The sequence below is a fragment of the Pedobacter nutrimenti genome (assembly GCF_003208655.1).
In the GTDB taxonomy this organism is placed as follows: Bacteria; Bacteroidota; Bacteroidia; order Sphingobacteriales; family Sphingobacteriaceae; genus Pedobacter; species Pedobacter nutrimenti.
Genome location: NZ_QKLU01000003.1, coordinates 445,826 through 459,432, shown reverse-complemented (window position 1 = coordinate 459,432; position 13,607 = coordinate 445,826). Strand labels below are relative to the sequence as shown.

Genomic DNA, 13,607 nt, shown 5'->3' with positions numbered 1-13,607 from the left:
ACAATGAAATCATTGAGATTTTTAGCGGTGGCCGTATTGGCTTTCCTGGGAACTGCGGCATCCGCACAAACCAAAACAGACAGCATTAAAGTATCGGGCAACTGCGGCATGTGTAAAAAAACCATTGAAAGTGCTTTAAAAGTTCCCGGAATTACTTCTGCAGCCTGGAATGTAAAAACCAAAATGTTAAATGTAAACTACGACGCATCCAAAATCAACCTCGATCAGGTTCAGAAAAAAGTAGCCGATGTAGGTTATGACACGCCAAAATTCAAGGCAACGGAAGCCGCTTATGAAAAACTTCCGTCTTGCTGCCAGTACGACAGGACCGGCAAAGCCCCTTCGGCAAACGCGCATAAACATTAACATCCTGCCGGTGTCCTGAGCAAAAGGACACCGGCTTTTGAAAAAAAATAAAATGGTACATAGAATTATAGAATGGTCCTTAAAAAACCGCTGGATCGTATTGTTACTGGCGGCAGGTCTTTTTGTCTGGGGAGTAATTTCCATCAAAAAGAACCCGATCGATGCCATCCCCGATTTATCCGAAAACCAGGTGATCGTTTTTACAGAATGGATGGGCAGGTCACCGCAACTGATAGAAGATCAGATTACCTATCCCCTGGTCACCAATCTGCAGGGCATTCCGAAAATCAAATACGTAAGAGGTTCGTCCATGTTCGGTATGAGCTTTATATATGTCATTTTTGAGGATAATGTAGACACCTACTGGGCCCGGGAAAGGGTTCTGGAAAGGTTAAGCACCATTACCCGCTCCCTGCCAACCGGCGTGAGCCCACAGCTTGGACCGGACGGGACAGGCGTTGGACATATTTTATGGTATACCCTGGATGCCCCAAATACCGATTTGGGCGAACAAAGGGCCATACAAGACTGGTATGTCAAATTTGCCCTGCAAAATGTTCCCGGTGTAAGTGAAATCGCCTCTTTTGGTGGTTTCCAGAAACAATATCAGATTGCCATTGACCCCAATAAATTGCTTTATTATAAATTGTCTGTCCCCGAAGTGATTGCTGCCGTGCGTGCCAACAACAACGAATCGGGCGGGCGGAAATTTGAAATGAGCGATATCGGTTATATTATAAAAACCTCCGGTTATTTAAAATCCCTGGAAGAAATCGGCAACATCCCCATTAAAAACCAAAGGGGCACCCCCATCAGGGTTTCCGATGTTGCCGCGGTACAAATGACCGGAGAAACCCGTCTGGGTATTTTTGACCAGGACGGCAAAGGAGAACGCGCAGGTGGTATTGTGGTGATGCGTTACGGAGAAAATGCAGCCGATGTGATTGAAAAAGTGAAAGCGAAAATGAAAGAAGTTTCCAAAGGCCTACCCGCCGGCGTCAAGTTTGACATCGTCTATGACCGGGGTAAACTGATTCAGGAATCTGTAGACTCTATTAAACATACCCTGATCGAAGAGATGATCGTGGTTTCACTGGTCGTGATTATATTTTTGTTTCACTGGCGCAGTGCCCTGAGTATTATTATCCAGATTCCAATTACCATTGCAGCCAGTTTCATCCTGCTGAATGCTTTCGGCATTTCTTCCAACATCATGTCCCTTACCGGGATTGCCCTGGCCATAGGTGTCATTGTTGACAATGGCATTGTCATGAGCGAAAACGCTTATAAACACCTCTCCGAACGCTACGAACAATGGCAAAACCACACACAAAAAACAACTGAACAATGAGTACCTGGTTTAAAAATTTATTCAAAAAGAGCCCTTCCTGGATCTCAGAAGAGGAAAGGCTGCAAATTATAGAGAAATCCAGCAAACAGGTTTCAAGAGGTGTATTTTTTGCAACGATTATTATCATCACCTCCTTTTTGCCCGTATTTATGCTCACCGGGCAGGAAGGCAAACTTTTTCATCCACTGGCCTATACCAAAACTTTCATTATGATTGTGGATGCCCTGCTGGTGCTTACCCTGGCCCCGGTACTGATTTCCTTTTTTATGAAAGGAAAGTTCAGGCCCGATAATGCCAACCCCATTAACCGTTTCCTGGAACGTTTTTATGAGCCGGTGATCAGAACGGTACTGAACTGGAGAAAAACCACCATTGCCATCAATGTCATCGCCTTATTGATCACCATTCCCCTGCTCAAAAACCTGGGCAGTGAATTTATGCCCCCCCTGGATGAGCAAAGCATTTTGTTTATGCCCGTTACCCTGCCCGATGTTTCCAATAACGAAGCAAAACGCATTCTGCAGGTACAGGACAAAATCATTAAATCGGTACCTGAGGTAGATAAAGTTCTGGGCAAGGCCGGACGCGCCAGTACAGCAACAGACAATTCTCCCATCAGTATGATCGAAACGATCATCATGCTCAAACCAAAATCTGAATGGCGCAAGGGGCTGACAAAAAAAGACATCATCACCGAGCTGGACAAAAAATTGCAAATTCCAGGTGTGGTGAACGGGTGGACACAGCCCATCATTAACCGCATCAATATGCTGGCCACCGGAATTCGGACAGATGTGGGTATAAAAGTATATGGCCAAAACCTGGATACCCTGGCCGCAGTTTCCGAACGGGTAAAGCTGGCCCTGGAAGGGACAAAAGGCATTAGTGACCTGTATGTAGACCCCATTACAGGCGGTAAATACTTATCGGTTGAGGTACGCCGAAATGACCTTGCCCGTTATGGGCTGAGCATAGACCAGGTCAACGAAACTGTTGAATTTGCGCTCGGTGGAGCCAATATTGGCAATACCATCGAAGGGCGTCAGCGTTTTTCCATTAGCGTCCGCCTGGCCCAGGAATTCCGCAACAGTGTAGAGCGGATCAAGCGCATTCCCCTGCAATCGGCCACGATGGGTGAAGTTCCGCTTTCTGCCATAGCCGATGTCCGTTTTGAAGATGGCCCGCCCATGATCAATTCCGAAAATGCCCTGTTGAGGGGGGCCGTGATGTTTAATGTCAGGGACCGAGACCTGGGAAGTACCGTTAAGGAAGCCATTGATAAAATCAACAGCTCCCGGGGCATCCTTCCTGAAGGATATTTTCTGGAATGGAGCGGTCAGTATGAAAACCTGATCCGCGGACAGCAAACCCTGATGTGGATTGTTCCTATTGTACTGCTGATCATTTTCTTCTCCCTTTATTTTGCTTTTAAATCCTTAAGGGAAGCCTTTTTAAGTCTGATCACTGTGCCCTTTGCCCTTATTGGGGGCGCTTACATCATCTACTTCTGGGGGGTAAATTTATCGGTAGCGGTTGCAGTTGGTTTTATTGCCTTATTTGGTATCGCTGTGGAAACCGGAATTGTCATGGTCATTTATCTAAACGATGCCATGGCCCAGCTCATTAAACTCAAAGGCAATTCCAGTACAACCATCAGCAAGGAAGACCTCCGGGAATATGTGATCCGTGGAGCCGCCAAAAGGCTGCGTCCAAAACTGATGACCGTATGTGTTTCCCTTTTTGGTCTGATCCCGGTCCTTTGGGCCACAGGTGTAGGTACAGATGTGATGCAACCCATTGTTTTACCCATGATTGGCGGTGTACTGACTTCCTCAACACATATCCTGCTGGTGACCCCGCTGATCTTTTTAATGGCAAAAGAATACGAACTGAAAAAATATGGAAAACTGGAGGTACATGATGTCCATCATTAAAAAAACAGCCTTGCTGCTCCTGCTGATGCCCATGCAGCTTTTGGCACAAAACAAGCCGCTTTCGCTCGATGACATTTTACAGCGCATTGAGCAAAACAACCTTTTACTGCAAACCTATGCCCTAAAGGCCGAAAGTTATACCTATAAAGCCAGGGCAGCCACTGCCTGGATGGCACCCATGGTTGGGGCAGGGACCTTTATGACCCCCTATCCCGGACAAAAAGTAATGGATGAAAAAGACAAAGGTTCCATTATGCTGCAGCTGGAACAGGATATTCCAAACCCGTCAAAATTAAATGCCCAGAAACGTTACATTGCTTCCAAGGGCGATGTAGAACTGGCCGGACGGGGCATTGCCATGAACACTTTTAAGGCCCAGGCAAAAAGTCTGTATTACAACTGGATCGTTGCCACCCAGCGCATACAGGTTTTGAAGGAAAATGACAAGATCATGCAAATGATGAAAAAGATCGAGCAGATCCGTTATCCTTATAACCAGTCGCAGTTGTCGGGCGTGTTCCGGGCTGGGGCAAAAATTGAAGAGAACCAGAACATGATCCGTATGCAGGAAGGTGAAATCGCCAAAGCAAGGGCATGGCTCAACAGCCTGATGAACCTTCCCGGCAATCAGCCGCTGCAAATCGATTCGGCTTATGTACCGCGTTTTATTCCGGAGGCTACGCTGGACACGGCTTTACTGGCCACCCAGCGCAAAGACATTGTACAGATGGAACAGAACATCCGCTCTATGAAACTGGGCATCGGGGCCATGCAGGCCCAGGCCAGGCCCGATTTTAAACTCCGTTTTGACCACATGTCCCCTTTGGGCGGCATGATGCCTAAAGCCTATAGTGTAATGGGCATGATCAGTATCCCGATTGCGCCCTGGGCTTCCAAAATGTATAAGTCGGAAGTAAAGGCCATGGACTATGAAATCAAAGCCATGGAAAAACAGCGTTCTGGTATGCTCCAGGAAAGTCAGGGTATGCTGTATGGGATGCAATACGAAATCCAGAGCATGCAAAAAAGACTCGCAGCCATGGAAGACAAAATTGTACCTGCCCTAAAAAGGACACTCGATGCAGATTTTGCCAACTACCAGGAAAACAAATTACAGATCAATGCAGTGATTGGCTCCTGGGAAGCATTAACCATGATGCAGGCCAATGTACTGGATGAAAAAATGAAGTTATATCAGATGATTGTGGATTATGAAAAGGAATTATATCGTTAAAGCGTTGGTGGTCCTGCTGCTGGGCACCTTTGCTGCCTGCCGGCAAAAAGCTGCTCCTTCTGAACACAAAACAAAGGACAAAACCGCCCATTCCGGACAGCAAATGCAGGACAGCAGTTTAAACTATTTGCTCAAGCCGGTAAACCAGCAGGTTATTGCCAGCATTCCGCTCATCCGCGCAGAAAAAGGCTCCAGGATTTACATTGAGCAGGTTCAGGGAAGGGCTGCCTATGACAGCAGAAATGAACGGAGCCTGTCGAGCAGAACAGCCGGCAGGATCGAAAAATTATATGTCAAATACAATTACCAGCCTGTAAAAAAGGGGCAACTGATTTTAGAACTCTACTCGCCCGAACTTGCCGCTGCGCAGCAGGAGCTGCTGCTCATCCAAAGAACAGGGGACACTGAGCAAATGCTTGGCCGGGCCAAACAAAGACTGGCCCTGATGGGCATGAGCGAAGCAGAAATTCAAAAAGTGCTTAAAAGCGGAAAGATTTCTTACCGGATCCCCGTATACAGTAATGCCTCGGGTTATATCCTTGAAAAAGGCAATACCACAACTGTGGCGGCTGCACCTGGCGCGGCTGCAGCGGCCACAGGTGATGGGATGGGTGGTATGGCTGCCCCCACAAGCCCCTCTCCGGATGTGGCCCAGGCTTCCGGCCCTGTACCTGTTCTGCTCCGGGAAGGCCAGTACCTGAGCGCCGGACAAAGTATTTTTACCATTTACCGTGCCGGGGAACTGCTTGCAGAATTTGCCTTAAGGCCAGAGCAGGCTGCAAGGCTCAGCAAAACCGCAAAGGTGATTGTCCAAAGAACAGCCCAACCAGAACAAAGCCTCAGCGGCAGGATCGGCATGGTCCAGCCCATGTTCAATGCCGGAGAAAACTTTGTGCTGGCCAGGGTATACCTGCAAGGCAAAGACCTACAGGTAGGCGAGCTGCTTACGGGCCAACTTCCCTTTGTAAGCCCTGAAAATGCAACCTGGCTTCCTAAGCAGGCGGTACTTTCTTTAGGCAACCGCTCCATTGTTTTTAAAAAAGAGCACCAGGTTTTTGTGCCCAGGACCGTTAAAACCGGAATCGTTCAGAACGGACAGATCCAGATCCTGGATGAAATCGAAAATTGGGAACTGGCTAAAAATGCCTATTACCTGATTGACAGCGAAAGTTTTATTAAAACCACCAAAGAAGGCGTTTAATTTTATGGAAAGAAAAGATTTTATCAGAAAATTTGCCATCGCAGCACTCCTGCCCTCGGTTTTTATTGCGGCCTGTACAGAAAGTAAAAACAAAGGCCAGAAAGGGGCCGGGCAAAAAACACAAACTTATACCTGCCCGATGCACCCACAAATTGTACAAGATAAGGCCGGTACCTGCCCCATTTGCGGGATGGACCTGGTCCCTTTTGAAAAAAATGCTACAGAAGCCGTTTTGCACCTTGATGAAAGTCAAATGGCCCTGGCCAACATTAGTGTAATCGCTATTGGGGCACATGGCATGCAGAGCTTTAAACAGCTCAACGGACGCCTGGTGGTTAACCCCGAAAGCACAACCTTTTTGTCCAGCCGCATCGCCGGACGACTCGAGCAACTATATGTTCGCCAAACCGGAGAAAAAATCCGTAAAGGCCAGCCCTTGTACAAAATTTATTCCGAGCAGCTGGCCAGCCTGCAGCAGGAATACCTGCTGGCCATTGCCCAGGCCGCTCAGTTTCCACAAGACCAGACTTTCGCACGAATTCTCAAATCTTCCAGGGCGAAACTGGTTTTATACGGTCAGTCCGATGCACAGGTCCGTCAACTGGAAAACAGCAAAAAAACAAGTCCTTACATCACCTATAATGCCCAGGCCGGTGGAACAGTCGCAGAGTTATCTGTCAGTGAAGGGCAGTACGTCTCCGAAGGAAGCCCCATTATGCGCCTGGAAGGGTATCATTCCTTATGGGTAGAAGCTGATATTTATGCAGCTGAAGCAGGCAACATCAAAGAAGGACAACAGGTAAAAGTGGTGGTCCCGGGCTGGGAAGACCAGGCCCAGTTTGTAAAAGTGCAGTTCAGCAACCCTGCCCTACAGCAAAACACCCAATTGCTGCAGATCAGAGGGGCCATTACCAATCCTTCAGATCAGTGGCAGCCCGGTTTACAGGCCAATATTTTTGTCCCGGTCAAACAACAGGAAAACGTACTGAGCCTCCCTGTAGATGCGGTGATCCGCGATGGAAAAGGCAGCCATGTCTGGATAGAACAATCCAAAGGAAAATTTGAGCCCAGACTGGTTAAAACCGGAACAGAAAGTGCAGACCAGGTAGAAATCACCCAGGGCCTTCAGCAGGGAGAACGGGTAGTGGTCAGTGGAGCCTATCTGCTTTATAGTGAGTATGTGCTTAAAAAAGGAAAAAATCCACTGACCGGATTAAAAATGATCTAACCATTAAAAGCGGTAAACAAATGAAAACAATCATCAGTCCACTTATTATGACAGGTCTGGCCCTGCTGCTAAGCGCTTGCAACAGCAGCACTCCCCCGGCCAAAAAGCAGCAAAGCTCAAAAGACAGTCTGCAGGTTCATGCTACAAAAATAAACCCGCATTTAAAAGATGACCAGTTGAATGCACTTTATCAGCAGTACAGTCATTTAACGACTGCACTGACCGATGGAAACCTGTCCGAAGCGAAAATTGCAGCACTGGCCATAGAAGCCGGTACAGAAAAAATGAAACACAGCCGTACTTTGGCCAGCTCGGCCTCAAAAATCGCTGCAGCAACAGACATTGAAAGCCAAAGACAGCTTTTTGCAACGCTCAGTAATGATTTTATTGGCCTGCTTAAAAAAACCGGGCTGGACAGGGGTCAGCTTTACATTGCCCATTGTCCTATGGCCATGAATGATCAGGGTGCCCTCTGGTTAAGCAATACCCCGGAAATCCGGAATCCTTATTTTGGAGAAAGCATGCTCAATTGCGGGACCATTGAGGAAACCCTTGGACCGGCCCTAAAGTAAAATGATTGGATGGTCCTGGTCCCTGTCCTTAAATACAGCGGCCCGGACCATTTACAATATGGATTTTCTGTCCAGGTCAAACAGGTCTATATTGTGCTGCTCAAACAAGGCTTCCAGCTTTTGGCTGCCATGCTGCTCCAGGTATTCCAGTTCCTGATCAGAAATCGGAACGGCCAGCAAAAAATAAACCGTCTTGTCTTCCTGTTCCACTGCAGGTAGCCTGTCCCCCCATAAAAAAGGCGGCACAAACATGACGTGCTTCATTTCCTTATCCCCGTGGTAAATTTCAATGATTTTCCGGAACACCGCACCCGGCTGGCAAACCCACTGGTTTTTGGTGATGTAAAATCCACAGGTCACCAGAATATTTGGAATAGAATCAAAGGGCTCATAACCGGTCATCAACAATTCAACAGGCACATTTTTAAAGTTCCCGTCCTGTTGTCTGACCAGGTTATTGCTTTCAGAAACGCCAATACTGCAATAAATTTTTATAGCCCGTGTTTCCGGGTCCGTCAGGCTCAGCAGGTCAATAGAATGCTGTTCCTTTTCATCCAGATAGGTCCGCACGCTGGGCTCAATACCTATCGCCTGGGTTACAGTATGGGCAATCTTTTTTCGGTGGGCAGGTATTTCCATGTTGTTCTTATGTCCCCGCAAGATAATCATTTGACCGGGTCCGAAAAAGCGCATTTAAATCTTTTTGAGGGTAAAAACAACCCATTTGATCCGAACTATTTACTGGCCAGCCAGTTCAGAAAAAAAGGGGTCTTTTCTTTACTTACCGTAATGTTCTCTTTAAAGGGCACGGACAAGTTGACCACCAGTTTCCTGGAAAAAAAATGAGATGCATCTTTCACCGCTTTTCTGTTGAGCAGGTACTGGCGGTTGACCCTGAAAAAATCATCCCCTGAAATCCGTTCCAGCTCATCCATTTTTTTGGAGAGCAGGTAACTTTTATCTTCGAAAGTCAGCAGATTGACTTCTTCGTTGCGAATGTAAAACATGGCGATCTGTTCCATTTTAACCGGAATAATTTTATCCTTATAATTCACCAGAATCGACGAGGCCTTTTGCGGTACACGGGCTGCAAAAAGATCAAGAATGGCATCATAAGACACTTGCTGTGCACCTGAAAAACCTTTACGCAAGCTGTGGTATTTATGAAAAGCCTGCTCTACAGAATCAGAAACCACAGGCTTGAGCAAATAATCAATTCCGCTGGTCCGGAAAGCATTCAAAGCATACTCATCATAGGCTGTACAGAAAATAATGGGAACACTCAACTCCACCGCTTTAAAAATATCAAAACTCAAGCCGTCCCCCAGTTGTATATCGCTGAAAATCAAATCGGGGGCAGGATGGTTTTTAAAATATTCAATCCCTTCCTTTACCGAACCCAGGCAACAAACAATCTGTGCCTCCGGTTGTAAGCGGGTAATCAGTTCGGCCAGGTCTTCTGCCGTGATCTTCTCGTCTTCAATGATTACGATTTTCATGGTTTAATATTTTTAGGCTGACCGAAAAAGTATTCCCGTCATCTTTGATTTCAATTTCATCACCCGACAACAGGGCGTAACGCTCGGCCAGATTGGCCAGGCCACTTCCCGTAGAATCTTCTGTGCTCGCCTTCATCTGGATGTTGTTCAGCACCCTGATCCAGCCATCATACACTCCAATTTCAATATGCAGGGGACTGGCCGGGGTCAGTTCATTGTGCTTAATGGCATTTTCAAGTAAAGGTTGCAAAGAGAAAAGTGGCAGTACGCCCGAATTTTCCTTTTCCTGGGAAACCCGGAAGGAAAACAGCAGTGCCTCACCAAACCTTACTTTTTGCATTTCCAGGTAATCCCTGCACAGTTTTAGCTCCTCCTGCAGGGTAGCAACCTCTCTTTTGTGACTGGAAAGGGAGGCCCTCAAAAAACCAGATAAACGGACCAGGTACTCTTCTGCCCCCGGGGGATCCTTTTTAATCAGTGATTTTAAAATATTCAGGGCATTGAATAGAAAATGAGGGTGTACCTGCTGGAGCAGCAGCTGGTGCACTGCCTCGGATTTGCTGGCGTTTAAACGGGAATTTTCAAGCTGTGTTTTGTTGTTGGCATCCTGTACAATAATAAAATTCTGCAACAGCAGCACCACCCCGTTCATCAACAGGGTTTGCAGGCTCAGGTACAGATACACAATGTCTCCTTTTACTCTTAAGGTCCCCACCGGACCGATCCAGGCATTGGCAACCAGATAGTTCTGGACTTTGTTGATCAGTATCACCACCACAATACTTCCCAGATAGCTGCACACATAAAACCAGGGACCACATTTTCCCGCATCCTGGGGATCTTTCTCTTTCAAAGTCACCATCAAAACGATGTTCATCCCGCTCAGCAGACCAATGGTCAGAAAGGAAAACACAAATTTATACAGGGAAACATCAAGTGCCCCCTCTTCCATCAGAGAAGCCAGAAAGGTAAAAAGTGCAATGGCCAGTGAGAAATAACTGCTCAGCCTCAGCATATTTTTAAGAGGAGGTTTCGGTTTCATACGCTGCAAATATATTCAGTATTGGCCTAACATTGTCTTTTGGAAACAGATCAGCGTCTTCTGGTCGCCGCTTTAGAACCCGGAAGGATAAAACCAAGGTTCAGGTTAAAAAAAGCAGAAGAGACTGCTGTTCTGGACTCATAATTGGTAATGCGTTCATTGACTTTGACCAGACGGTTGCTGATGGTATTTCTAAATCCGCCTTTTACCCCCAGTAAAACACTTTTTCCAAAAAGGTATTCATAGCCCACATGACTGTACATTTCATTGGCCACCCACTGGTAATTCCCTTGCTGCCCGGATAGTGTGCTGCCGGTAAAAAAAGAATTGCCCCCCAGTTCAATCCCCCCGCTCAGCCAGCCATGCAGTACCTCTGGTCTTCTGAAAATGACCTTCTGTGGAACTACCGTATTGATTTCCCAGGCACTGCCACTGAATTTATGCCAGTAAGAAAACACCGGAAAAAACGGAAAAAGACTCGACTGGTCTATATTCACCAAAAGTCCAAAAGTAGAAACGGTAACCGGCGTCGCTTTCAGAATAAGGGAGGCAGATACCATACCACTCAGCTTTTTAACATCAAAAAAATTCCTGCTCCCGGCAATTAGCGTTGCGGTATAGACGACCGGTTTTTTAAACAAAAAATTTCTGTAGCCCACAGAAAACAGGGCATCAAAATTATTGCTGTTAAAATCCGATTTACGGTACAGGTCTTCCCCACTTTTGGTATAATACCTAAAGTTTTCCCGCGTATAGTTCAGACTGGCAGTCATCGACCAGCGGTTTTTTGTATAGACCGGTAAAGCGGCAGATATCCTCAGCCGCTGCTCAGAAAAACGCCCTTCCCCCTGTACATCTCCATCTTTCGAATACAATTTGTAATCCGAGTCTCCAAAATAATCTTTCTGAATGCTCAGGTTACGGACCAAAGGATAAATTTTGGGAACAGTTTTTTTCAGACTGTCCTGTGCACGTGTGGCGATGGACATTCCAAAAACGGGTATCAGCAGTACTAAACTTCTCATCTATTGGGGTTTTCCACGAAAATGAGCAGCAACGCCAGCTGTTTAAAACGTTTTTACTTTGAAGCGGACAAAATTAAGCCTGAACAGTCGGCTGTACAGAAGTACAGGGGCCTAAAGCATCGTCTGGTTCAGCACAGGTTCCGCGCTGGCCTTCACCTGATAAGTCCTGATCTTATCGTTCTGGTCCACCTCTACAATGCGGTAGCCCCTGTAGCTGGTCCCCCAGCTGCCACCAATATGGGCGTCAAAAAAATGGGGCAGTTTACTGGTGTAAAATACCGCATCCAGACTGTGGTCATGTCCATGAAAAACAGCTTTCACATTTGGGTAACGGTGCAGCAGGCTAATCGTTTCCGGAGAATCTACAAACGGGTTTTCCGGGACCCAGGAATGTGGCGGAATATGCAAAACCACAAACACGGTTTTCAAGGCTTTAAATTTTTCCAGTTCCCTGCTCATAAAATCTGCATTGGGCGCCAGGTATTTTCCACTTGTATCAGAAGTGTTGGCCAGAATAAAGCCAATGCCATTTTTTTCAAAAGAAAAATTATCCTCATAGCCAAATACCGCTTTCCAGCGGGCCGTATCGGCATGGTCATGGTTTCCGGGAATCGCATAAAAAGGAACTTTCAAGTGGTCGTAATAATCCTTTTTCACTTCTGAGAGGAGCTCTGGCTGATCATGGACCAGGTCACCGTTAATAATCACAAAATCAAGCGGGCTGGCCTCATGGGCCTGGTTTAACCATTTCACCATGTTTTCATGATCTCTTTTATAAGGAGTACCCGGCTGTCCATAATGACCATCGGAAGCAATTGCCAGACGAAGTTTAAGCTTCCCGCTCGGCTGGGGGAGCAGGTCCTGCGCTATAGGGCTTACGGCCGAAACAACGGGCGCAACACCTGCCAATACTAAACCTGTTAAACTACTTTTTAAAAAAAACCTGCGGCTGGACATAAAACGATCTGATTAAAATGGCCCCAATTTTAAGCTTAAAGTCCATAAATAAATAATTTGTGGCGTTAAGCTTTTGTTAATTTCACCTGTAAACGTAAAATTCGCAATACCAGGCGCTTTAAACAAATAAATTCCATACCTTTCTTTATGACCATCCCCTGAAGTCATTTTTAATATCATTTCAATAAAATATATGATCCGGATCAAAAGAATTTATGAAGCAGTTTCACAAGACGACGGGTTCCGTGTTCTGGTAGACCGTTTATGGCCAAGGGGATTAAAAAAAGAACAGGCCCAGATCCAACTTTGGCTAAAAGAAATTGCACCTTCAGCTGCATTACGTAAATGGTTTGACCATGAAGCCGAAAAATGGGCTACTTTTAAAAACTCCTATACACAGGAATTGTCAACAAACAAAGCCGTAAAACAATTGGTGGATGCGTACAAAAAACACCCCAACATGACCCTTCTTTATGCTGCAAGGGAACAGCAGTACAACCATGCCCTGGTACTCCAGGATTTTTTAATTCAGAAAATGGCCCTTTCTTAAAAAGCACGACGACAAACTATTTGAAGTTCAGCAACCAAAGCCACTGTGGAACAAAGGCTTCTACTGGAAAACCGGCAGAAATAAAGCCTTGTTTTCTGGTATTGATCCCTTGTTTTTTCCTTGATAATTTTGGGTAACAACAACAAACAAATTGTTAAACCCAAAAACCATGAAAACCATTACAGTAATGTGTTTCGCCATCTTCATTTTTGGCAGCACGGTATCAAAAGCACAAAATGTATTTGATAAAATTAACGCCACTTTAAACAAGGTTGATAAAGCAGCCAATACCGCAGACCAGGCCAAAGGAACGGGTGACAAATTATTTGGTTTCCTTTCCAAAAAGAAAAAGCCGGGGGATCCGGCCGCAGGAAACAATACACTGATTACCATCAATGGCATTGATTTCAGCACTTTGAAAACCCTTAATGAACACATTCAGAAATGTAAAGGTGTGGAAAGCACCAAAATAAAATATGCCGCAAGTGGATCAACCCTGCAGGTCCAGCATGAGGGCTCTTCAGAAGACCTGTTAAAGCTCATTCAAAAATCAGATGCAAAAGAACTTTTTGCAGACAAGAACCTCGAGGGCCTGGAAGAAGGAAAAATTGCCCTGAACCTGGTCAAAAAGAAATAAACGACAATACC

Annotated in this window: 14 protein-coding genes; 9 read left to right on the top strand and 5 right to left on the bottom strand. The window is 46.0% G+C overall.

Going from position 1 to position 13,607, the window contains the following annotated elements; genetic code table 11:
* The first annotated feature begins 3 nt into the window (after positions 1–3).
* Genes B0O44_RS10120 through B0O44_RS10090 form a run of 7 tightly spaced genes read left to right on the top strand, consistent with a single transcriptional unit; the run spans position 4 to position 7,886 of the window.
* Complete coding sequence (locus B0O44_RS10120; RefSeq protein WP_110829868.1) at positions 4–366, top strand: heavy-metal-associated domain-containing protein; 363 nt, start codon at positions 4–6, stop codon at positions 364–366.
* Positions 367–418: 52 nt separating this feature from the next.
* Positions 419–1,717, top strand: a complete 1,299-nt coding sequence (locus B0O44_RS10115; RefSeq protein ID WP_110829866.1) for an efflux RND transporter permease subunit — start codon at positions 419–421, stop codon at positions 1,715–1,717.
* Positions 1,714–3,651, top strand: coding sequence for an efflux RND transporter permease subunit (locus B0O44_RS10110; RefSeq protein WP_110829864.1), 1,938 nt, complete (start codon positions 1,714–1,716; stop codon positions 3,649–3,651). The genes B0O44_RS10115 and B0O44_RS10110 overlap by 4 nt, the downstream gene beginning before the upstream one ends.
* The gene (locus tag B0O44_RS10105) at positions 3,635–4,885 is read left to right on the top strand and encodes a TolC family protein (RefSeq protein WP_245943637.1); all 1,251 of its coding nucleotides are present in this window, start codon (positions 3,635–3,637) and stop codon (positions 4,883–4,885) included. The genes B0O44_RS10110 and B0O44_RS10105 overlap by 17 nt, the downstream gene beginning before the upstream one ends.
* A complete protein-coding gene (locus B0O44_RS10100; protein WP_110829862.1) occupies positions 4,863–6,086 on the top strand; it encodes an efflux RND transporter periplasmic adaptor subunit in 1,224 nt (407 codons plus the stop codon). Before B0O44_RS10105 ends, B0O44_RS10100 begins: the two co-directional genes overlap by 23 nt.
* A gap of 4 nt (positions 6,087–6,090) precedes the next feature.
* On the top strand, positions 6,091–7,314 hold the full coding sequence (locus B0O44_RS10095; RefSeq protein WP_110829860.1) for an efflux RND transporter periplasmic adaptor subunit: 1,224 nt from the start codon (positions 6,091–6,093) through the stop codon (positions 7,312–7,314).
* A 20-nt stretch (positions 7,315–7,334) separates the two neighbouring features.
* The gene (locus B0O44_RS10090) at positions 7,335–7,886 is read left to right on the top strand and encodes a DUF3347 domain-containing protein (protein ID WP_110829858.1); all 552 of its coding nucleotides are present in this window, start codon (positions 7,335–7,337) and stop codon (positions 7,884–7,886) included.
* Positions 7,887–7,937: 51 nt separating this feature from the next.
* On the opposite strand, the gene B0O44_RS10085 is transcribed toward B0O44_RS10090, so the two are convergent.
* The 5 genes from B0O44_RS10085 to B0O44_RS10065 all read right to left on the bottom strand — a co-directional run bounded on the left by B0O44_RS10085 (position 7,938) and on the right by B0O44_RS10065 (position 12,409).
* On the bottom strand, positions 7,938–8,579 hold the full coding sequence (locus B0O44_RS10085; RefSeq protein ID WP_110829856.1) for a suppressor of fused domain protein: 642 nt from the start codon (positions 8,577–8,579) through the stop codon (positions 7,938–7,940).
* A gap of 41 nt (positions 8,580–8,620) precedes the next feature.
* A complete protein-coding gene (locus tag B0O44_RS10080; RefSeq protein ID WP_110829855.1) occupies positions 8,621–9,385 on the bottom strand; it encodes a LytR/AlgR family response regulator transcription factor in 765 nt (254 codons plus the stop codon).
* Positions 9,366–10,427 carry a sensor histidine kinase gene (locus tag B0O44_RS10075; RefSeq protein ID WP_110829853.1) on the bottom strand — a complete coding sequence of 354 codons (1,062 nt, stop codon included), beginning with the start codon at positions 10,425–10,427 and terminating at the stop codon, positions 9,366–9,368. The genes B0O44_RS10080 and B0O44_RS10075 overlap by 20 nt, the downstream gene beginning before the upstream one ends.
* Positions 10,428–10,477: 50 nt before the next feature.
* Complete coding sequence (locus B0O44_RS10070) at positions 10,478–11,452, bottom strand: hypothetical protein (RefSeq protein WP_110829851.1); 975 nt, start codon at positions 11,450–11,452, stop codon at positions 10,478–10,480.
* Positions 11,453–11,563: 111 nt separating this feature from the next.
* On the bottom strand, positions 11,564–12,409 hold the full coding sequence (locus B0O44_RS10065; protein ID WP_110829849.1) for a metallophosphoesterase family protein: 846 nt from the start codon (positions 12,407–12,409) through the stop codon (positions 11,564–11,566).
* A 193-nt stretch (positions 12,410–12,602) separates the two neighbouring features.
* On the opposite strand from B0O44_RS10065, the gene B0O44_RS10060 reads away from it, so the two are divergent.
* Together B0O44_RS10060 and B0O44_RS10055 are read left to right on the top strand one after the other, a co-directional pair.
* On the top strand, positions 12,603–12,959 hold the full coding sequence (locus B0O44_RS10060) for a DUF488 domain-containing protein (protein ID WP_110829847.1): 357 nt from the start codon (positions 12,603–12,605) through the stop codon (positions 12,957–12,959).
* A 169-nt stretch (positions 12,960–13,128) separates the two neighbouring features.
* Positions 13,129–13,596 carry a hypothetical protein gene (locus B0O44_RS10055; RefSeq protein ID WP_146229806.1) on the top strand — a complete coding sequence of 156 codons (468 nt, stop codon included), beginning with the start codon at positions 13,129–13,131 and terminating at the stop codon, positions 13,594–13,596.
* Positions 13,597–13,607 lie beyond the last annotated feature (11 nt).